Here is a 14,695-nt window from a genome sequence, read left to right as displayed (position 1 = left end):
GTCGCCCCCCCTCCTACACTGGTCCCAAGGCGCCCCGGAAGGGGAAGCCCAATAAAATTCAAGGGAGGCTCTAGGATGGTGAATTTCACTTTGCACCGGAAATTGGCGCACCGGAAATCGGCGGCGCTGTTGGGGTCGGCGGCCGTTCTTTGCCTGACGTCGCAGGCGCTGGCCCAGTCGGCGACCGACACGCTGCAGGAAGTCGTGGTGACGGCCGAGCGCCGGACGGAGAACCTGCAGAACGTCGCCATTTCCGCCACCGCCATCAATGGCGACCAGCTGGCGGAAAAGGCGGTCACCCGCCTGTCTGACCTGCAGTTCGCCTCCCCCGCCCTGACGGTGTCCGACGCGGGCCTGACCCAGTCGGTCAACATCCGCGGCATCGGCCTGGCCAGCGGCTCCCCCCAGGTGGCCAACGGCGTCGCCACCTATGTCGACGGCCTGTTCCAGCCCCCCATCGTCACCACCAACAGCTTTTACGACATCGCCAATGTCGAGGTGTTGCGCGGCCCCCAGGGTACGCTGGTCGGGTCCAACTCCACCGGCGGCGCCATGTTCATCACCAGCAAGAGCCCCGAGTTGGACCGGGTCGAGGGATATGGCGAGCTGGCCTATGGCAACTACGGCACCGTGGCGACGCAAGGCGCCATCAACATTCCCGTGACGGACACTCTGGCGATCCGCGTAGCCGCCAACCATCGCGAGCACGACAGCTACTACGATGACGTCGGCCCCTATCACAACCAGCCCGGCGGCCTGAACGAGACCGATGGGCGATTGGGCGTGCTGTGGCGTCCCGGCGCCTTCCAGGCGCTGCTGAAGGTGGAGGCGGCCAACAAGAACACCGGCGGCTACGCCTACCGCCCCGTCCCGGGCACCCAATACGCCGATGACGCCGTTCCCGGCATCCGCAACCTGGATTACAACGCCCCGACAATGAATTCGGAACGGGCCATCATCAACAGCCTGGAACTGCGCTATGAGTTCGAGGACGGCATCACCGTGCGGTCGTTGAGCGGCTTCCAGAACAAGCGCATCAACAACCTGTACGACAGCGACGCCACCGAGGCCGCGACCCAGACCGAGCAGCAGTATGTGCGCGAACGGGAATGGACGGAGGAGGTCAACATCCTCTCCCCCACCGATGGGCCCTTCAACTGGATCGTCGGCGGCTATTACCAGCGCAACAAGATCGACGTGGACATCCTGAACCAGGATGCCGGCTTCCCCACGAATATCGGAACCAAGAACAACAAGCTGACCACCGGCGTGTTCGCCCAGGGCGGCTACAAGATCACGCCGGACCTGGAACTGCAGGTGGGCGCGCGGGAAAGCTGGTTCCATGTCACCGGCGACGGCGGCGTTTACATAGGCCGGGGCATTCCGGGATTCCCGGCCAACGGCCTGAAGGTGGCCGATACCGCCGGCCGGCATGATGACAGCATGCCCACGGGCAAGGTGGCGCTGAACTGGAAGCCGGATGCCGACACCCTGATCTACGCCTTCGCCGCGCGTGGCTACAAACCGGGCGGCTACAACTCCTCCACCTCCCAATTCAGCCCGGAGACGGTGTGGGATTATGAAATCGGCTGGAAGTCCACCCTGCTGGATGGCCACCTGCGCACCCAGTTGGGCGCCTTCTATAACGACTACAAGGGCTTCCAGTTCGGCCGCATCGACCTCACCAACGGCCAGAACGGCGTGACCAACCTGTCCAACGCCACGATCAAGGGCATCGAGGGTCAGGTGCAGGCCAAGTACGGCGGCTTCGGCGCCGATGCCGGCTTCGCCTATGTCGACAGCCAGTTGGGGTCCGTCACCGTGGTGGACCTGCGCCTGCTGCCGTCCGGCACCCTGGGGCCGCAATGCCCGGCCGGGACCGCCAGCAATCCCCCCACCTGCTTCGATTATACCTCCTACCTGCGCACCGGCGGTGGCGGGCCCAACCTGTTCTCGCCCAAATGGACCGGCAACGCCGGCGTGGATTACACTTTCGACCTGCCGCGCGGCATGACGCTGACGCCGCGCCTGAACCTCGCCTATGTGGGCCCCAGCTACACCGACATCCTCTATTCCCGCGTGACCGACTATCTGGCTGGCCGCACCCTGCTGTCGGCGCTGGTGACGCTGCGGACGGGCGACTGGACGGTGGAGGCCTACGCCACCAATCTGACGGACCGGAAGTACGTCACCGGCCAGTTCGGCAATAACGAGTTCTATGGCGCGCCCCGGGAATACGGCCTGCGCGTGCATGTCGAGTTCTGACCCCCGCCAAGAGAGGGAAATCCCCATGCCATCCCGTTCCCGCGTCATCCTGGGCCTGGCCGCCAGCGCCAGCCTGCTGGCCCTGGTGCCCACCACAGGCGCGCAGGCCGCCGACGCCGATCTCCAAGGCCGCTGCCTGGCGCTTGAAAAGACCATGGCGGGCCATTGGCCGGATGCCAGCACTCATATCGTCTCGGTCACGCCGCAGCCGGCGGGGCCCATCACCCTGCCCCCTATGATGCCGGGCGCCCCCGGCATCCCCCTGCAACTGCCGGAACATTGCGAGGTCTATGGCATCCTGCATGAGCGCACGGGCGTGGACGGCCAGGCCTATGCCATCCGCTTCCATGTCCGCTTGCCCGCCGCCTGGAACCAGGGCTTCTTCTTCCAGGGTGGCGGCGGCACCAATGGCGAGGTGGGCAATGCCATCGGCCCCACCGGGCAGGACACCCCGCCGGCCCTGGTGCAGGGCTATGCCGTCGTCAGCCAGGATTCGGGGCATGACAACCAGCGCAACATGGACCCGACCCATGGCGGCACCGCCGCCTTCGGTTTCGACCCCCAGGCGCGGGCCGACTATGGCAACGCTTCGCTGAAACCCGTGGCCGACGCCGCCAAGGCCTTGGTGGCCGCCTTCTACGGCAACGCGCCCCGGCGGTCCTATTTCGTCGGCTGTTCCAAGGGGGGCGAGGAAGGCATGGTCTTCGCCCAGCAACATCCGGAGGAGTTCGACGGCATCCTGGCCAGCGCGCCCGGCTTCGCCCTGCCGCGCGCCGCGCTGTCCCAGGCCTGGGACGTGCAGTCCTTCGCGCCGCTGGCCAAGGGGCCGGACGGGCAACCCAGCTTCGCCCACCTGTCCGCCGCCTTCAGCGACGCCGACCTGGGCCTGGTGCGGGACGCCATCCTGGAGGCGTGCGACGCGGATGACGGCGCCAAGGACGGCATCGTCGGCACCTTCGCCCAGTGCACCGCCGCCAAGGTGGCGCCGGCCCTGAAGGCCCGCACCTGCGCCGGCGCCAAGGCCGATGGCTGCCTGAGCGGGGAGCAGGTCGCGGCGATCACGCGGTCCTATGGCGGGCCCCGCACCAAGGCCGGCCAGGCCATCTACAGCGACTGGCCCTGGGATGCCGGCGTGGCCGCGCCGGGCTGGCGCATTTGGAAGCTGGGCCTGGCCGACAAGGTGCCCAGCCTGAACGTGGCCCTGGGCGGCGCCTCGCTGGCGTCCGTCTTCACCACCCCGCCCACGCCCCTGCCCCCGGATCCGCAGGCCTTGCTGCGGTGGCAGTTGTCCCTGGACATCGACCAGGTGGCGGCGCAGTTGACGGCCACCAATGCCACCTTCCCCCGCTCCGCCTGGCAGGACGTGTCGGCGCGCTCAGCGGATCTGTCGGGGCTCAAGGCGCGGGGGGCCAAGCTGATGGTGCCACACGGCGCCTCCGATCCCGTCTTTTCCATCAACGACACGCTGGCCTGGTGGCGGGAGGTTGACGCGCGCGAGGGGGGCAAGGCCGCCGCCTTCGTCCGCGTCTTCCCGGTGCCCGGCATGAACCACTGCACCGGTGGCCCGTCCACCAGCCATTATGACGCCTTCAGCGCGCTGGTCCGCTGGGTGGAACAGGGCCAGGCGCCGGATCGCATCCTGGCCAGTGCCGGGCCGGACACCCCCTGGCCCGGTCGCACCCGCCCCCTATGCCCCTATCCCAAGGTGGCGCGGTACAATGGTAAGGGCGACCTGAACAGCGCCGACAGCTTCGAGTGCCAGTTATAAAATTTGCCCCTGATAAACCTGATACCGGACGCCCTCGCCCATCCGGGCGGGGGCGTTTTCCTGATGAAAGGACACGACGCGCGATGCGCATGAAGGCGCCTTTACTGTGCATGATGATCGCCACCGCCCTGGCGTGGGGCCCAAGGGGGGCCGGCGCGCAGGAGGCCGTGCTGCCCGCCCAGGACCCGGACGCGCTGTTCACCAGCCCCGATCCGGTGCTGAACCGCAACAAGCAGGCCGCCTATCACATCGTGAAGGACCTGCTGGAGGCCGACCGCTGGAACGAGGCGGACCGCTGGCTGACGGCGGAGTATCACCAGCATAATCCCCTGGTCGCGTCGGGGCGCGACAATGTCGTCACCTTCTTCACCAAGGTGCTGAAGCGCACCCCCAAGCCGGTGCCGGAGAAGATGGCGACACCGGTGGTGGCCGTCCTGGCGGAAGGCGACCTGGTGACGGTGGTCTTCCCGCGCGTCCTGAAGGACCCCAAGGACCCGTCCAAGACCTACACCACCACCTGGTTCGACATGTGGCGCTTCAAGGACGGAAAGGCGGACGAGCATTGGGACCCCGCCAGCAAGGATATGCCCCCCGGCCCCTGACGGCGGGCCCTTGACGTAGGACAGGCCTTACCTTCGACGCCACGAGATCCCGAGACGGCCCCCCATGGGGAGGGGCCGTCTGTGTTGGAAGTCGTTCAGCGACTACATCTCAGAATTGAATTGTAAGCGTCACAATAGATCATTTTTGATGCCATTGACCGCAAACGACACGCCGATACACCCTCTAAGAGAACATCTATCGCTAGATAGAACTCGAACAGAAGGTGGCGCATCATGTCCAGCTCTCAGACCTTCGTTATCGTTGGTGATTTTGGATCTGGCGGGGTCGATTGCCATAACGCCACGGACACGGTCAGCGCAACCGCGGCGTTGGGTGTGGCGCAGGCTGTGGCATCAGCAATGCCGGCCGGTGACGGGGGCTTCATTATTTCCTTAGGCGACCAGATTTACCAACCATGGTCATCCGGCGATGAAACTAAACCCGCGACCCCCGCCGAATATAATGCGGCGGTTGGCATACCCTACGGAGCCTATATTGACTACACCAACGTTCCCAGCGCGTATGTTGGATCGAATGTAGGAACCAGCATGCAACTATTCCCCGTTATCGGGGATCACGACTGGTGGAAACAGCAACAGCGCGGCGAGTATAACAATACAGTAACCAATACCACCGTGAGCATCTATGAAATGTCCGCGCCAGGGTCATCCGGAGAGCCAACAGACAATTATCAGAGCTACTTCGCCGGCTTAGGCTTGCCGGTCGGCGCGCCCGGTGATGGCAGCGACGGCGAAAGCGCATGCATCCGTTATTATTCCCAGACGTTTGCTGGTGGTCTTATCGAGCTTTTCGTACTCAGCAATGACCCGAACGAGGTGGCACTCGGCACCTTGAACATGGCGGCTCTCCAATCCTGCGCTCCGGAGCCGAACCTTTCATCGCCTCAGATCACCTGGTTCAAGAACGCTCTCACAAACTCCACCGCGACCTGGAAAATCGTGGCCATGCACCAGCCCCCGTACACCACCTCGGACCCCAGCAAAGGCGGCCATTATCCCACTCGATATTTCCAACTCGTCGACTTGGTGGCGAACTCCGTGGGTAAAACCGTGGATCTGGTCTTGGCAGGTCATGTGCATTCGTACGAGCGACTGCAAGGCGTCGATGCATCCGGCGGTGTGACAACCTACATCGTCAACGGAGCGGGTGGCTCGCCGGAATCATTCGCGCAGTTCTTGTCGCAAACGAATCCTAACATGCAGCCGCCGCCGGTCAGTCCCGTTCAGGTATCCGGTTACTACGGCTATCAACTTGCGACGGCGACCGCGTCCACCCTGTCCATCCAGTTCTACGGGGCGCAGGACCCGGCCAATTGCTTGGGCACGACCGTCTCTACGACTTGGACACTTTTTGACAGTGTCATGATCGTGAAGCCGAATACGACCCTGACCGTGTCCGACATCACCGCCACGTCCTGTATCGGCTTGGTCACGCAAGGGACCACAACCATCCAGACCGATGATAGCACATCAACCTTGTCCCTTAACCTCTTCGGGCCGGGAGACATCACTGTTAGCGGTGGCGGCACCTTGAACTTCAAGAATCCCGCCTACCCGAGTTCCCCCCGCCGATAAGTGGCGCTTCCGCCAAACCCTACGCTTCTTACAACAGCCTCCCCTCCCTCTATACTGGGACGGTCGCCGCAGGCAGTGGAACCACCATCAATTTCTACGGCACGACGATACAGGCCGGGTCCTGATCCCGGCCATGGTCGGCGGGCGTGACCCGCCAAGAGGCGCGCGTCCATCGCGCCTTTATTGAAAAGCCCGGGGCGTTCCCCAACGCCCCGGGCTTTCGCATGACCGCTACACACGACTTGCGCACGTCCCTTCGCTCAAGCGGTACCCCGTGGCCACCATAAAAATGCGGCGCTGCGGATCGTCGACAGAAACGCTGCGACTAAAACTATTTTTAGATTCATGAAGCGCTATTTAATTTCTCAGGCGGCCGATCATGCCATCTAATCAATCCATCAGAAATGATGATGGCACCGGAAAAACGGCAAGATCAGACACCTGATCAAATAGAAACCGCCCAAAAATAGGGCGTTCATTTTCAACTGCCCGCCTTTATTTGGCCTTTACAAACTGATGGCCGCGAAAAGCCCATTTCGCGCTCAATAAAATCAACATGAGGGAGGGGTCTTTCGTGACCTTGACGAAGACGGGTGCGCCGGCGGCGCGCCAGCCTGCGCGCGTGCGCGCACAACTGCTGGGCATGACGGCCATTTGCGCCTTGGTGGCGCTGGCCCCCACCGGCGCGCGCGCCAGCGACGCCGACGAACTGCACAAGCTGCGCCAGCAGATGCAGGAAGCGCAGGCCCAGATGGCCGCGCAGGCCAAGGCCATGCAAGCGATGCAGGATCGCCTGAACACGCTGGAGGCCCAGCAGACCCAGACAGCGGGGCAAACGGCCGCCAGCACCCAGACGGCGGCACAGGCCGCCCAGCAGGCGCAGGCCGCGCAGTCGGCGGCGCAGGCCGCCCAGAAGGTGGCGGATGACGCCGCCCACCCCAAGCTGCCCAAGGACGGCAGTCTGACCTTCTACGGCATCACGCTGTACGGCGCCGTGGACATGGGCTTCTCATACCAGTCCCATGGCGCGCCGCTCAGCCCCTATTATCCGCCAGGGCTGGACTATCTGGTCAGCAAGAACGGCAACAAGGGCATCGCCTCGCTGGCCCCCAACGGCCTCAGCCAATCCAAGGTGGGCTTGCGTGGGGAGGAGGAATTCGCCGATGGCTGGTCAGCCCTGTTCAAGGTCGAGACAGGCTTCAACCCCCAGTCCGGCCAGTTGGCCGACGGGCCGCGTTCCATGGCCGCCAACAACGGCCTGGCGCTGACCAAGCAAACCGCGAACGGCGATTCCAGCCACGCCGGCCAGGCCTTCAACCGCGCCGCCTATGTGGGGGTCAGTTCCCGGGAGTGGGGCACCGTGACCGTTGGCCGCCAGAACACCCTCCTGGCCGACAACATCTTCACCTATGACCCGCAGCAGGCCTCGTACGCCTTCTCCGTCATCGGCTTTTCCGGCCTGACGGGCGGCGGGGGCAGCACGGAGGATTTCCGTCTCGACAATACCGTCAAGTACACGAACCAGTTCGGCCCCCTGCGGGTCGGCGCGCTGTACCAGTTCGGCGAGGATAATGGCGGTATGCACGGCAACGCCCTGCAACTGGACGCGGGCACCGATATCGGCGGCCTGTCCGTCGACGCCACCTACGCGCACAAGCAGGACATGGTGTCGGCCGGCAACCTGACCGCGGCCCAGATGACGCAGGCGACGGCGCTGGGCTACAACCCCGGCAACTCGCTGGCGGCGACCATTTCCGACAACACCTCGTACGCGCTGATGGGATCCTACACGCTGGCCCCACAGTGGAAGCTGTTTGCGGGATATGAATACATCGACTTCGCCAACCCGTCGGTGCCCCTGCGCGCCGGGGCGACCGACATTGGCGGCTATACCCTGGCCTTCGTGAACAACAGCGCCTTCGTCCACGACAAGATCGTCCAGGTCGCCTGGACCGGCGCCCGCTACGCCGTCACCCCCAAGGTGGATGTGTCGGCGGCCTACTACCACTACGGCCAGAACAGCTACGGGGCCAAGAGCTGCGCCGACGCCAGCGCCGCCACCTGCTCGGGCACGCTCAACGCCTATTCCCTGGTGGCGGATTACCGCTTCGCCCGCCGCTTCGACGCCTATCTGGGCGTCATGTACTCCGAGGTCGCGGGCGGCTTGGCGGCCGGCTACCTGCACACCGACAACGTCTCCCCCACGACGGGGGTGCGATTCAACTTCTGACGCTTTTGACGCGGGCGGCGGAGGCCGCCGCCCGCTGACCGGCACCTCAGTAGCGGTCCTCATCGATCCGCTTGTCCATGATGGCGTGTTCCACGGCGTGGCGCGCCTCTTCCAGATGATGGAAGGCGGCATTGCGCCAGCCCGCGGCGTTCGGATTGTCTTCCTCCGACCGCAGGTCGCGCTCGGCGGAGGCGATCAGGTCCCGCGCCTTGCTCAGGCGTCCGCGGTGATTGATGTTGGCGTCGATGGGCGGGTTCCAGTTGGGGTCCTTGCCATCGTCGTAGCTGGCATGGCGGATTTCGCCAATGGCGCCGTTCACGTGATCGATGGCGAAGAACTGGTCGCGCACCACGTTGTATTCCGCCGGGCGGTCCAGCAGGGCGCGGGCCAGGCGCAGGTCCGACAGGGCGTGCAGATAGGCGGGGTGGGCCGGCTGCGCATGCGCTGGACCGGGAACGGTGGCGCAGGCCGAGGCGGCCATCAGGACCAGGGCGGCGCCCAGGGCTTTCACGTGCTTCATGATATAGTGCTCCTTCCTTCCAAACGGCGGTTAACCCCTGGTGGGGTCCGCCTGTCATTCGCCCACCCACGGTCGGGGCGGATTGGAGCCTAAATGGGGCGCGATGGCGGCGTGTCCACGGCGGCGTCCGCGCCAAAACCGCGCACCCCGGGACACGCCCCAGGCGGGACGGCCCCGCCGGGAATCCATCTAATCATCTGATGTTATTTGCGTTTCGACCCGAGCGGATCGTTTCCACGCGGGCCATCCAAGCCATGGGCCACCGACGGGACGCCTCATTCCCGCCGTATCACCGGACGAGAACCGTTCCGCGAACGATCAACATGAGGTGCCCGGCACTATGGAAAGCACCGTATTATTGGGCAGCCTGTCGGGGCTGATGAGCGCCTACAACCTGTCCCAGGGACAGTTGGGCTGGTCCATGCTGCTGGCCTTGAAGCAGACGCTGGACCAGCGCTTGGCACCGGACGCCCTGAGGGCCGAGGGGACGGACGTCGCCGACGGCGACTGCCCCGCCCCCCTGTCCTGACCCGTCAGGCCGTCAGCCGCCGGCCGGCGCTGGCCTTTTCCCACAGCAGCGGGGCCGGCCGCCAGAACTGCCCCTGGTAACCATCCAGGAAACCTTCCATCAGGCGCAGCACGTTCTCCAGCCCCAGGCTGTCGGCATGGTACATGGGCCCGCCCTTGTGGGCCGGGAAGCCATAGCCGTTGAGGTAGACGACGTCGATGTCGGACGCCCGCTGGGCGATCCCCTCGCCCAACAGCGCCGCCCCCTCATTGGCCAGCGCCAGCAGGCAGCGGGCCACGATCTCCTCATCCCCGATGACGCGGGGGGTGAGGCCATGTTCCTGGGCCACCTCCTTGGCATGGGCCTGGGCCAGGGCGTCAACCTCCGGATCGGTTTCCCGTGCCCGGGTGGCGGGATCGTATTGGTAATAGCCCTTGCCCGTCTTCTGGCCATAGCGGCCCAGGGCGCAGATCTTGTCGGGGAAGGTGGAATAGGGCCGTTCATCCCCCGCCGCCTGGCGCCCGGCACGGATGGCCCGGCCGATGTCGTTGCCCGCCAGATCCATCATGGCGAAGGGCCCCATGGCCATGCCCCAGCGCTCCAGCGCGCCATCGACATGCCAGGGCAACACCCCCTCATCCACCAGGAAATAGGCCTGGCGCAGGTATTCCTCCACCATGCGGTTGCCGATGAAGCCGTTGCAGACGCCGGCGACCACGCCGACCTTGCCCAGCTTGCGCGCCAGCGCCATGGCCGTGGCCAGCACCTCGGGCGCCGTCTCGGCCCCCCGCACCACCTCCAGCAGGCGCATCACCGGCGCCGGGCTGAAAAAGTGCAGGCCCACCACCTGCCCCGGCCGGCTGGTGACGGCGGCGATGGCATCCAGGTCCAGGGTGGAGGTGTTGCTGGCCAGAATGGCGTCCGGCCCACAGACCTTGTCCAGGGTGCGGAAAATGTCCTGCTTGACGCCCATGTCCTCGAACGCCGCCTCGATCACCAGGTCGACGGCCGCGGCGGCGGCCAGATCGGTGGCGGTATGCAGGCGGCCCAGGCGGCGCTCCCGCTCCGCCTCGTCCAGCCGGCCCTTGGCCAGGGCGGCGTCATAGCCCTTGGTGATGCCGGCCAAGCCCTTGCGCACCGAGGCCTCGTCCCGGTCCAGCAGGATGACCTCCAGCCCGGCGTTGGCCGCCACGGTGGCGATGCCCGCCCCCATGGTGCCAGCACCGATCACGGCCACGCGCTGCACGCCGCGGGGCTGGACATCCGGGGCCAGGCCATCGATGCGGGCGGCGCGGCGTTCCGCGAAAAAGGCGTACTGCAGCGCCTTGGATTCCGGCGTCACCACCAGGTCACGGAACAGGGCGAATTCCCGCTGCAGGCCCTGGTTGAAAGGCAGCTCCACCGCCGCCCGCACCGCCTCGATGCAGGCCAGCGGGGCGGGCAACGGACGCTTCAGACCATCGGCCTGGCGCTGGAACCAGTCGGCGCCGGCCTCCGCCGGCAACTCGGCCCGGCGCAAGGACAGGCGCGGCTTGGCGCCGTCGCGCGCCGCTTGCCGAGCCACGGCGACGGCGTCCTCGATCAGGTCGCCCTCGGACAGCGTGGCCAGGCCCAGCCGAGCCGCCGTGGGCGCATTCACCGGCGTGCCGGACAGGATCATGTCCAGAGCCGCCTTCACCCCGATGGCGCGCGGCAGGCGCTGGGTGCCGCCGGCGCCCGGCAGGATGCCCAGCTTCACCTCGGGCAGGCCCAGGCTGGCGTTGGCCGCGACCACGCGGTGATGGCAGCCCAAGGCCACCTCCAGCCCGCCGCCCAGGCAGGTGCCGGCGATGGCGGCCACCACCGGCTTGGCCGCCTGGTCCAGGTCGATGATCACGTCGGGCAGGGTGGGCACGGCCGTGGCTCCGCCCCGCGTGCCGGCGGCGAATTCCTCGATGTCCGCGCCCGCCGAGAAGTGGCGGGTGCCGCCGGTCAGCACCACGGCGTCCACGTCCGGCCGGGTCATGACCATGGCCAGCGCCGCGCGCAGGTCACGGCGCAGCGCCAGGTCGAAGCTGTTGACGGGCGGTCGGTTCAGGGTGAGGACGGCGACGCCGTCCCTGATGTCGATCTGCACCGGCATGGCATGACGCTCCTTGGATCCCGGGGGAATGACTCAGACGGACTCGATCAGGGCGGCGATCCCCTGTCCGCCGCCGATGCACATGGTAACCAGGGCACGGCCCCCGCTGATACGGCGCAGTTCATAGACCGCCTTCACCAGGTTGATGGCGCCGGTGGCGCCCACCGGATGGCCCAGGGAAATGCCGCTGCCGTTCGGGTTCACTTTGTCAGGGTCGAAGCCCAGCTCCCGCGCCACGGCGCAGGCCTGCGCGGCGAACGCCTCGTTGGACTCGATGACCGCCAGATCGGCCACCGACAGGCCGGTGCGGGCCAGCAGGCGGCGCGTCGCCGGGATGGGCCCCAGTCCCATGAAAGCCGGCTCGACACCGGCGTGGGCGTAGCCCACCAGCCGGGCCAGCGGCGTCAGGCCCAAGCGCCGCACCGCCTCCCCCGACGCCAGCACCACGGCGGCGGCACCGTCATTGATGCCGGACGCGTTGCCGGCGGTGACCGTGCCATCCTTGCGGAACACGGTGCGCAGCTTGGCCAGGTCCCCGGGCGTTATGTCCGGGCGCACATGTTCATCGGTGGCGAAGGACACCGTCTGGCGCTTCACCGTCACCTCGACGGGCAGGATCTGCTCGGTGAAGCGCCCCTCCGCCTGGGCCCGGGCGGCCCGCCGATGACTTTCCAGCGCCAGGGCATCCTGCTCATCCCGGCCGATGCCGTACCGCTCCGCCACGTTTTCCGCCGTGACGCCCATCAGGCTGCGGTCGAAGGGGTCGGACAGGGTGCCGTTCAGCGCGTCCACCACCCGGGCGTCGCCCATCTTGCTGCCCCAGCGGGCGTCGGGCAGCAGATAGGGCGCGCGGCTCATGCTTTCCGCGCCGCCGGCCACCGCCACGTCGCAATCGCCCAGCAGGATGCCCTGCGCCGCCGACACTACCGCCTGCAGGCCGGAACCACAGAGCCGGTTGACGGTCAGGGCCGGCACCTCGACCGGCACTCCGGCGCCGATGCCGGCCACGCGAGCGAGGTAGGCGTCGCGCGGCTCCGTCGGGATGACTTGGCCGAAGACGACATGGCCCACGGCGTCATGGGCGACGCCGGCGCGGTCCAGCGCCGCGCGGGCGACCTTGGCCGCCAAGTCACCCGGCGTCAGGTCCTTCAACGCGCCGCCGAAATCGCCGATGGCGGTGCGCACGCCGGAAACGATGTAGACCTCGGTCATGGTGCTGGTCCTGTCTGCGGGGAGGCGGCTCAGAAGAGCGCGGGATCTAGGGTTTGGGTCAGGTCGCTGCGCCGGCCGACGATGCCCAGCCAGACATCGATGCGCGGCACCTCGGTCTCAAAGAAGAAGCGGCAGGCGGCCAGCTTGCCGGCACGGAAGGCGGCCTCCTCCGCGTCGGGTGCCACGTCCAGGGTGCCGGCCACCACCGCCTGGTCCAGCCACTGCCAGGCCACCACGGCATGGCCGAAGGCGGACAGGAAGGGCGTGGCCTGCGCCAGGCTGGCGGCATCGTCGCCGGTGGCCTTCAAGTGGCCCACCAGGGCGCCGATGCGGGCCCAGGTCACCTCCAGCGCATGGGCGAAATCGGTCAGGGCGGGCAGCGGCCGGGCCCGCTCCACCGTGGCCTGCACCCGACGGCGCAGGATGGCCAGCGAGGCGCCGTCGTCCCGCAGGGTCTTGCGCCCCATGAGATCCAGGCCCTGGATGCCGGTCGTGCCCTCATGGATGGGGTTCAGGCGGTTGTCGCGGTACAGCTGTTCCACATCGAAGTCGCGGGTGTAGCCGTAGCCGCCATGCACCTGGATGGCCAGGTCGTTGGCCGCCAGGCCCCATTCCGCCGGCCAGGTCTTGGCGACAGGGGTCAACAGGCCCAGGAGGCTGCCGGCCTCGTCCCGCCCCTCGGCCGGGCCATGCCGTTCCTCATCCACCAGGCGGGCGCAGTACAGCACCAGGGCCAGCGCCCCCTCGGCATAGGCCTTCTGCGCCAACAACAGGCGGCGCACGTCGGGATGGTCGATGATGGCGATGGGGGCGACCCCTTTTTGAGCCGCCAGCAGCCGGCCCTGGCGCCGGTCGCGCGCATACTCCACCGCCAGGCGATAGCCGCGATAGCCCAGCATAGCGGCGCCCAGGCCGACGGAGATGCGGGCGCTGTTCATCATCTGGAACATGATGGGCAGGCCCTGGCCCACCCCGCCGACGCGATAGCCCACGGCACCCGCCTCGCCCCCCGGCCGGTGGTGCGCGCCTTCGCCGAAGTTCAGCAGGCAGTTGGCGGTGCCGCGATAGCCCATCTTATGGTTCAGGCCGGCCACCACCACGTCGTTGCGCTGACCAGCGAAGGCCGACCCGTCCACCAGCACCTTGGGCACGACGAACAGGCTGATACCCTGGGTGCCGGCCACCAGCTTGCCATCGGGACCGGGCACCTTGGCCAGCACCAGGTGGATGATGTTGGCGCTGGCGTCCTGGTCGCCACCGGAAATCCACATCTTGTTGCCGAACAGGCGATAGCGCGGCCCCAGCTCATCACTGCCGTCGGGCACGGCCCGGGTGGCGATGTCGGCCAGCGACGACCCCGCCTGCGGTTCGGACAGGCACATGGTGCCGAAGTAGCGGCCCTGGATCTCCGGCAGGGCGCAGGCCTGCACCAGCGCAGCGCCGGCGTAGCGCACCAGCAGCTCGGCGTTGCCCATGGTTAGCATGGGATAGGCGGCGGTCGCCACGTTGGCGGCCATGAACTGGGCCATGGCGGCGCTGTAGGCCAGGTGGGGGAGTTGCAAACCGCCCACCTCGGCATCGAAGGGGGCGGCGAACATGCCGATCTCGGCGAAGGCCGCCAGCGCCTGGTGGATGGCGGGCAGGATGCGCACCTGCCCGTCCACCAGATGAGGCTCATGCTGGTCCGCCGCCTTGTAGTGGGGCAGGAAGGTGTCGGCCGCCACGCGGCCGGCGATGTCCAGCATGGCGTCCACGGTTTCGCGACTATGATCCTGGAAATGCGGGTAGGCCAGCAGCCCCTCCAGGGACAGCCAGTCATGCAGCAGGAAGCCAAGATCGCGGGCGCGCACCGGGGGCGTGGTCATCGTCGTC

The 14,695-nt window shown here is 67.0% G+C and carries 10 protein-coding genes; 6 read left to right on the top strand and 4 right to left on the bottom strand.

What is annotated here, in order from left to right:
* Positions 1-75: 75 nt before the first annotated feature.
* The 5 genes from ULB03_RS21210 to ULB03_RS21190 all read left to right on the top strand — a co-directional run bounded on the left by ULB03_RS21210 (position 76) and on the right by ULB03_RS21190 (position 8,461).
* Complete coding sequence (locus tag ULB03_RS21210; RefSeq protein WP_322485061.1) at positions 76-2,265, top strand: TonB-dependent receptor; 2,190 nt, start codon at positions 76-78, stop codon at positions 2,263-2,265.
* A gap of 25 nt (positions 2,266-2,290) precedes the next feature.
* Positions 2,291-4,033: a tannase/feruloyl esterase family alpha/beta hydrolase gene (locus ULB03_RS21205; RefSeq protein WP_322485060.1), complete on the top strand. Its 1,743-nt coding sequence runs from the start codon at positions 2,291-2,293 to the stop codon at positions 4,031-4,033.
* 110 nt (positions 4,034-4,143) lie between these two features.
* Entirely contained in the window at positions 4,144-4,635 is a 492-nt protein-coding gene (locus ULB03_RS21200) for a nuclear transport factor 2 family protein (protein ID WP_322485059.1), read from the top strand.
* A gap of 234 nt (positions 4,636-4,869) precedes the next feature.
* Entirely contained in the window at positions 4,870-6,231 is a 1,362-nt protein-coding gene (locus ULB03_RS21195) for a metallophosphoesterase family protein (protein ID WP_322485058.1), read from the top strand.
* 574 nt (positions 6,232-6,805) lie between these two features.
* Positions 6,806-8,461, top strand: a complete 1,656-nt coding sequence (locus ULB03_RS21190; RefSeq protein WP_322485057.1) for a porin — start codon at positions 6,806-6,808, stop codon at positions 8,459-8,461.
* 46 nt (positions 8,462-8,507) lie between these two features.
* On the opposite strand, the gene ULB03_RS21185 is transcribed toward ULB03_RS21190, so the two are convergent.
* Entirely contained in the window at positions 8,508-8,981 is a 474-nt protein-coding gene (locus ULB03_RS21185; RefSeq protein WP_322485056.1) for a hypothetical protein, read from the bottom strand.
* A 340-nt stretch (positions 8,982-9,321) separates the two neighbouring features.
* Here ULB03_RS21185 and ULB03_RS21180 point away from each other — a divergent pair, with 340 nt between their 5' ends.
* Positions 9,322-9,510 (top strand): hypothetical protein, encoded by a 189-nt coding sequence (locus ULB03_RS21180; RefSeq protein WP_322485055.1) that lies wholly within the window; start codon positions 9,322-9,324, stop codon positions 9,508-9,510.
* 4 nt (positions 9,511-9,514) lie between these two features.
* On the opposite strand, the gene ULB03_RS21175 is transcribed toward ULB03_RS21180, so the two are convergent.
* The 3 genes from ULB03_RS21175 to ULB03_RS21165 are packed head-to-tail and all read right to left on the bottom strand — an operon-like array spanning position 9,515 to position 14,688.
* On the bottom strand, positions 9,515-11,611 hold the full coding sequence (locus ULB03_RS21175) for a 3-hydroxyacyl-CoA dehydrogenase NAD-binding domain-containing protein (RefSeq protein WP_322485054.1): 2,097 nt from the start codon (positions 11,609-11,611) through the stop codon (positions 9,515-9,517).
* Positions 11,612-11,644: 33 nt separating this feature from the next.
* Positions 11,645-12,823 carry a beta-ketothiolase BktB gene (gene bktB / locus ULB03_RS21170; protein WP_322485053.1) on the bottom strand — a complete coding sequence of 393 codons (1,179 nt, stop codon included), beginning with the start codon at positions 12,821-12,823 and terminating at the stop codon, positions 11,645-11,647.
* A 29-nt stretch (positions 12,824-12,852) separates the two neighbouring features.
* A complete protein-coding gene (locus tag ULB03_RS21165; protein WP_322485052.1) occupies positions 12,853-14,688 on the bottom strand; it encodes an acyl-CoA dehydrogenase in 1,836 nt (611 codons plus the stop codon).
* Between the last annotated feature and the right edge of the window lie 7 nt (positions 14,689-14,695).

Origin of the sequence: Nitrospirillum goiasense (assembly GCF_034427435.1) — a bacterium.
Taxonomy (GTDB): domain Bacteria; phylum Pseudomonadota; class Alphaproteobacteria; order Azospirillales; family Azospirillaceae; genus Nitrospirillum.
The sequence above is the reverse complement of the archived record's forward strand: the minus strand, read 5'-3'. Positions and strand labels throughout refer to the sequence as shown.

What these genes read in the sequence shown, in the direction of transcription:
- ULB03_RS21210 (WP_322485061.1), top strand. Translation starts at nt 76, where the DNA reads ATGGTGAATTTCACTTTGCACCGGAAATTGGCGCACCGGAAATCGGCG.
- ULB03_RS21205 (WP_322485060.1), top strand. Translation starts at nt 2,291, where the DNA reads ATGCCATCCCGTTCCCGCGTCATCCTGGGCCTGGCCGCCAGCGCCAGC.
- ULB03_RS21200 (WP_322485059.1), top strand. Translation starts at nt 4,144, where the DNA reads ATGATGATCGCCACCGCCCTGGCGTGGGGCCCAAGGGGGGCCGGCGCG.
- ULB03_RS21195 (WP_322485058.1), top strand. Translation starts at nt 4,870, where the DNA reads ATGTCCAGCTCTCAGACCTTCGTTATCGTTGGTGATTTTGGATCTGGC.
- ULB03_RS21185 (WP_322485056.1), bottom strand. Translation starts at nt 8,981, where the DNA reads ATGAAGCACGTGAAAGCCCTGGGCGCCGCCCTGGTCCTGATGGCCGCC.
- ULB03_RS21180 (WP_322485055.1), top strand. Translation starts at nt 9,322, where the DNA reads ATGGAAAGCACCGTATTATTGGGCAGCCTGTCGGGGCTGATGAGCGCC.
- ULB03_RS21175 (WP_322485054.1), bottom strand. Translation starts at nt 11,611, where the DNA reads ATGCCGGTGCAGATCGACATCAGGGACGGCGTCGCCGTCCTCACCCTG.
- bktB (WP_322485053.1), bottom strand. Translation starts at nt 12,823, where the DNA reads ATGACCGAGGTCTACATCGTTTCCGGCGTGCGCACCGCCATCGGCGAT.
- ULB03_RS21165 (WP_322485052.1), bottom strand. Translation starts at nt 14,688, where the DNA reads ATGACCACGCCCCCGGTGCGCGCCCGCGATCTTGGCTTCCTGCTGCAT.